5 protein-coding genes are annotated in these 5,175 nt (G+C 63.5%); 1 reads left to right on the top strand and 4 read right to left on the bottom strand.

All coding sequences use genetic code 11. From position 1 onward, the window contains the following. On the bottom strand, nucleotides 1-154 hold a 154-nt coding region (locus ACY693_RS14575; RefSeq protein WP_462322544.1), incomplete at its 3' end, for an aminotransferase class V-fold PLP-dependent enzyme. Further along, nucleotides 151-858, bottom strand: a complete 708-nt coding sequence (gene nifU, locus ACY693_RS14570; RefSeq protein ID WP_462322543.1) for a Fe-S cluster assembly protein NifU — start codon at nucleotides 856-858, stop codon at nucleotides 151-153. The genes ACY693_RS14575 and nifU, both read right to left, overlap by 4 nt. Nucleotides 859-1,178: 320 nt before the next feature. Between nifU and ACY693_RS14565 the strand changes: the two genes are divergently transcribed. Next, entirely contained in the window at nucleotides 1,179-1,772 is a 594-nt protein-coding gene (locus tag ACY693_RS14565; protein WP_462322542.1) for a Uma2 family endonuclease, read from the top strand. Nucleotides 1,773-1,813: 41 nt separating this feature from the next. Here ACY693_RS14565 and ACY693_RS14560 read toward each other — a convergent pair whose 3' ends face one another. Together ACY693_RS14560 and ACY693_RS14555 are read right to left on the bottom strand one after the other, a co-directional pair. Next, the gene (locus ACY693_RS14560) at nucleotides 1,814-2,725 is read right to left on the bottom strand and encodes a diguanylate cyclase (RefSeq protein ID WP_462322541.1); all 912 of its coding nucleotides are present in this window, start codon (nucleotides 2,723-2,725) and stop codon (nucleotides 1,814-1,816) included. Between the two features lie 39 nt (nucleotides 2,726-2,764). After that, nucleotides 2,765-5,175 (bottom strand): response regulator (locus ACY693_RS14555; protein ID WP_462322540.1); only part of this gene is annotated, 2,411 nt, incomplete at its 5' end.

The following is a 5,175-nucleotide window of genomic DNA, read 5'->3' as shown; positions in this document are numbered from 1 at the left end:
CCCCCCCGACGCGGTCGCCGAATTGGTGCATTGAGGAGGCGTTGCCAAACTGCTCGCTGAAGTAGGGCAGCATGGCCTCGACCACCTTAGGGGCGACCATCGTGGTGGCGTTGTTGTCGAGATAGATGCCGGGGTTAGGTTGATGCTGGCTCATCGTGCTTGATCTCGCTCAGAGACTGTGATGCCTTGGGCCGCTTGCGAGCCGCTCGGCATCATTGGCATGCCCACGGCAACCCGCTGACGCTCGGTTGCTCTGCTGGGCGGGACCGATGGCTGGAAGCTGCGGCCTTGCTCGGCAAACACGCGCGCGAGCACCTCTTCGACGCCCTCATGGCAGGCTGAGCAGCCGCCACCGGCCTTGGTGTAGTGGGTCACCTCTTCAACGCTGCTGAGGTTGTTTGCGCGGATGGTCTCCTCGATCAGCACCTCGTCGACGGCAAAGCACTTACAGATCATTGCACCTTCTTCGTGATCGTCGCTCCAGACCTCGCCGCGGTAGTTGGCGATCGCCGATTGCAGGGCTTCGCGACCCATCACCGAGCAGTGCATCTTCTCGGGCGGCAGACCGTCAAGATAGTCGGCGATGTCCTGGTTGCTGACCTCAAGGGCCTGATCGAGCGTCATGCCCTTGATGATCTCGGTCAGCGCTGAGCTGGAGGCGATCGCCGAGCCGCAGCCGAAGGTCTGGAAGCCGGCGTCGAGGATGGTCTCGCTCGCTGGGTCGACCTTTAGGGTCAGGCGCAGCGCATCGCCGCAGGAGAGTGAGCCGACCTCGCCAATGGCGTTCGCGTCAGCAATGGCGCCGGCGTTGCGCGGGTTGAAGAAGTGCTCTTTGACGGTATCCGAGTAGTCCCACATGGTCTGACTCCAGGCTCGAGTTGAAGGCGGCTGTCGGCCCTGATCGGGCGCCGAGCGGTGCGATTGAGAATCCGCATTACGGTATCGTTAAGCAAATCTTGGGCCTTGAGTAGGGTAGCTCTTAATGGATTGATCGAAAAAGGATTCTTGATATCCGCGGAGCCTTGATGTCGGGCTTGCGACAATGGATTGTTGCCTGGGTAACGCTCAGACAATCGCAGCGCTGCCGCTGGCTTGGGGCTTGTCGATTGATTACAGACCGGCCGGCCGACATCATGTGCTTCCGACTAACGACTCATGATCGCAATGGAGACAGACGCATGGGCTTACCGCAGCGGGATACTGACTACCATACCTACGGCGAGTATCTGAGCTGGCCGGAGGATCTGCGCTATGAGCTGATCGATGGCGTTGCCTATCTGATGACGCCGGCGCCGACGTTAGACCATCAGGACATTGTTGGAGAGATCTATTATCAGCTGCGGCAGGCCCTTGGCGACCGTCGTTGTCGCGCCTATGTCTCCCCGGTCGATGTGCGCCTGCCAAAAGCCGACGAGGCGGACGAGCAGATCGATACCGTGGTGCAGCCCGATGTGCTGGTGGTCTGCGATGCCACCAAGACCGATCGGCGCGGGGTACGCGGGGCGCCGGACCTGGCCGTCGAGGTGCTGTCGCCGGGGACCGCGAGCCATGATCAGGTGCGCAAGCTGCGCGTCTATGAGCGCGCCGGCGTGCGCGAGTACTGGCTGGTGCATCCGGTCGACCGGGTGCTCACCATCTATCGGCTCGATCAAGACGGATACGGCAAGCCCGATGTCTTCGAGCTTGGCGGTGAGACGCCCGTCGCGGTGCTTGAGGGCGTGGTGATCCGCTGGGATCAGCTGCTTGAGCGTCTGTCGCCCGTTGAGCCTTGAGGTCGGATGCGAGCCGCTGGGAACCTAGGCTGAATGGCCCTTTACCCTGGGCAGGGGGCCGTGCAGCAACGGTTGCGGCCGTCGCGCTTGGCTTGGTAGAGCGCCTGGTCAGCGGCGGCGAGCAAGCGTTGTGGATCACCGGCCGGGACCTCCGCTGCGGCGACGCCAATGCTGACGGTGATGTGGTCTGCGGTCGGGGAGTAGGCGTGGGCTAAGCCCGCGGCCGCGATCTCGAGCCGGGCGCGCTCGGCGATGGTGCAGGCGCCAGGGCCGTTGGTATTGGGGAGCACTAAGACCAATTCCTCGCCGCCGTAGCGCGCGGCAAGGTCGGCCGGCCGCTGCAGGGTACGCTGCAGTGCGGCTGCGACCTGACGCAGGCAGTCGTCGCCGGCACCATGGCCGTAGTGATCGTTGTAGGCCTTGAAATGGTCGACATCGATCATCGACAGCGCCAAGGGCTTGTTCTCGCGACCCATCCGTGCCCATTCCTGCGCGAACAGTTGATCGAACCGACGCCGGTTCGGGATATAGGTCAGGCCGTCGATCTGAGCGAGATTCTCGAGCAGGTCGGTCTTGAGCTTCAGGTTGATGTGGGCCTTGACCCGGGCGCGCACCACGGGCAGGTGGAACGGCTTATTGATGTAGTCGACCGTGCCCAGGTCGCGACCATGGGCCTCGTCCTCGATGCCGCTCTTGGCGGTGACGAAGATGACCGGAATGCCGTTCGTGCGCTCATCGGCCTTGAGTTGTTGACAGACCTGGTAGCCATCCATCTCGGGCATCATCACATCGAGCAGGATGAGGTCAGGCGGGTCTGTAGACCGGGCGATCTCGAGGGCCTTGGCCCCTTGGCTGGCGACCCGGACCCGATAGTCGGCGGTTAATGCTTCGGCAAGGACTTGAATGTTCGCCGGGGTGTTGTCGACGATCAGTACGGACGCCTTGGCATTCATCGAGTTGTTGTCTTTCGCTGGCGGCACTTCCGCTGCTGCCTAATTGGCGGGGCTCGACGAGGATAGGCTGGGCAGCTCGTCTAGGGCGCGCCCCGCTGCGTCGTAATCGAAGCGAGCAAGCGCCTGCTCAATCTTACTCAAGACCAGCTGCGTCGCGGGACCGGCCTGACGACGCAGGTTGGCCAGGATCGCCGGCGGAACATAGTCGTTGTGGGCGATGAGCCGGCGCAACTCATTGAGTGCTTGCGGGTCGGTCCAGGGCGTGTCCTCGGCTGGGGCGGTTGCCTGCGCTGGCGCGGAGTCAAACGCTGGCTCGGGGGGCGGCCAATGGCTCAGCATAGTGAGGAGCTGCGCCGACGAGACCGGTTTGCCGAGGTGATCGTTCATGCCAGCGCTGAGGCAGCGCTCGCGGTCGCGCTCGAGTGCTGCAGCGGTCAAGGCGATGATTGGGAGCATCGGCTTGTGCGTGCGGATATTGATGGTGGCCTCGAAGCCGTCCATCTCTGGCATCTGCAGATCCATCAGGACAGCGTCGACGTTGTGCTGCAACGCCAGCTCGACGGCCTCGCGGCCGTCGTCGGCAATGAGCACGCGGGCACCGAAGCGCTTTAGCATCTCTTCGGCAACGATCTGATTGACCGGGTTGTCCTCGGCGACGAGGATGCAGCGTCCTTGAAGGGGGTTCCTGTCGAGCTGCAGCTCGGGCTCGGTGCCCGTCGGTCGGTGGGGCCCGCTACTGGTGACGCTGGCAAGGGCATCGAAGAGGGTCGAGGTGGTCACCGGCTTGGTGAGGAAGCGCGGCAATGTGCTTGCCGAGCTACGCTCGAGCAGTCGCGTCTGCTCCAGGTGTGTCACCATCAGGATGACTGGTGTCGCCGGCTCGCCGAAGGTGCGATGCGGTAGGCCGCTGGTCGAGACTGGCGCTTCTGCAGCTGGGCAAGAGCGGCAGTCGAGACAGGGTGTGGCATTGAGTAGCATCAGATCGATCGGGCTGCCGGCTTCGGCGGTGCGGGCGATCTGCTGGCGTGCCTCGGCACAATCGGCAACCGTGGTAAGCGGCAGATGCCAGGATTGCAGGATCTCACTGAGGATGCGGGTTGTGTGCGGCTCTTTGCCAACCAGCAGGATTCGGCTTTGCGCGAGCCCGGGGGGCCGTGCTCCGCTGCGTTGCCAGTCAGCGTCGGGCAACGGAAACCGAACGGTGAACTGGAATCGGCTGCCTTCGCCCTCGCTGCTTTCAGCCATGATCCGGCCCCCCATCATCGAGACCAAACGCTGACTGATACTGAGGCCCAGGCCCGTGCCGCCATAGCGGCGGGTGATCGAGCCATCGGCTTGGGTGAAGGCCTGAAACAGATGCTCGAGGGTGCCTGCCGCAATGCCGATGCCGGTATCCTGGACGCAGAAGCGCAGCTTGACCCCTGCGTCCTGCTCGTCGATCACCGAGACGTCAAGCTGGACACGGCCTTGCTCGGTGAACTTGACGGCGTTGCCGACCAGGTTATTCAGGACCTGCCCCAAGCGCATCGGGTCGCCGATGAGCTGACGCGGGACCTCGGGTGCGACCCGATAGAGGAGATCGAGGCCCTTGGCCTCAACCGTCGACTGAAACAGCGCTGTGAGCTGATCGAGCAGATCGCGGAGCTGAAACTGGCGCGAGGCGAGCTCGACATGACCGGCCTCGATCTTGGAGTAGTCGAGGATATCGTTGAGGATGTCGAGCAAGGCGCCTGAGCTTTGGCGCACCTTCTCCAGATAATCGCGCTGGCGGGCGTCGAGTCTGGTGCCGAGGGTCAGGTCCGTGAGCCCGATCATGGCGTTGAGCGGGGTGCGGATCTCGTGGCTCATGTTGGCCAGGAACTCGCCTTTGGCGCGATTGGCTGCCTCGGCGGCCTCCTTCGCGGCCAGTAGCGCAGCCTCGCTGGCGCGCCGCTCGGTGAGATCCAGGATGTGCGCGACGACGAATGAGAGCTCGCCCTGCGCATCCCTCACGGCCGAGGCGCTGAGCAGCGCTGGGATGCGATGGCCCTGCTTATGGATATAGTATTTCTCGAACTGGATCTCTTCGGCCCGCCGGCAGAGCAGCGCATCCAGATACTTGAAATCCTCCTCGAGTCCCTCCGGGTCCGAGATCGACTGGAAATCGAGCGCAAGCAGCTCATCGGCGCTGTAGCCGAGGATATCGCAGAGGGCCTGATTGACCTTTAGCCAGCGGCCTTGGCCGTCGACTAGGGCCATGCCGTTGGGGGCGATCTCGAAGGCGCCGCGGAATTGCGCCTCGCTGCGCGCGATGCGCTCCTGAGCGCGGCGTGAGTCGGTGATGTCCCAGTTCACGCCGATCATCTTGATCGCTTGGCCGTGCCGATCGCGGACGCTGCGTGCCACGGCGCGCAGCCAGCGGGTTTCGTCGCCGCGCAGGATGCGAAAGTCGGCATCGAACTCGATATTGA

Source organism: Halochromatium sp., assembly GCF_054919635.1.
The sequence above is the reverse complement of the archived record's forward strand: the minus strand, read 5'-3'. Positions and strand labels throughout refer to the sequence as shown.

Excerpts from the sequence above, each read along its gene's own strand:
- ACY693_RS14565 (WP_462322542.1), top strand. The coding sequence starts at position 1,179 with ATGGGCTTACCGCAGCGGGATACTGACTACCATACCTACGGCGAGTAT.
- ACY693_RS14560 (WP_462322541.1), bottom strand. The coding sequence starts at position 2,725 with ATGAATGCCAAGGCGTCCGTACTGATCGTCGACAACACCCCGGCGAAC.
- nifU (WP_462322543.1), bottom strand. The coding sequence starts at position 858 with ATGTGGGACTACTCGGATACCGTCAAAGAGCACTTCTTCAACCCGCGC.